General features: G+C 54.5%; 1 protein-coding gene. It reads right to left on the reverse strand.

The genetic code is table 11. From position 1 onward, the window contains the following. Positions 1–255, reverse strand: a 255-nt coding sequence (locus tag IFT47_RS27325; protein ID WP_192175185.1) for a transposase, incomplete at its 3' end; no start/stop codon positions are given. Positions 256–319 lie beyond the last annotated feature (64 nt).

The raw sequence follows: 319 nt of genomic DNA on the forward strand, positions 1-319 counted from the left end.
GATGTCGTTGTCCATCTTGAGCTGCCGGTTTTCCTGCTCCAGCTGCCGAATGCGCTGCTGCTCAGCCGTCAGCGGGTTTCCGATCCCGGCCTGGCCCAGCTGCTCGGCATCATATTGGCGGATCCACCGCCGTACGGCCGTCTCACCGAGATTCTGGTCCTGACAAACCTGCGGAACGGTCAGCCCCTGATCCCTGACCATTTTTACGACTTCCAGTTTGTAGCTGTCATCAAATCTTTTGCGCTTTCTGGTCATGTAGAACTCCTCGATAAATGTATTTTCCACTTATCGAGGTGTCCGGGGAAATTAGACCACTGCA

Source organism: Pseudomonas sp. CFBP 13711 (genome assembly GCF_014842265.1).
Classification (GTDB): Bacteria; Pseudomonadota; Gammaproteobacteria; order Pseudomonadales; family Pseudomonadaceae; genus Aquipseudomonas.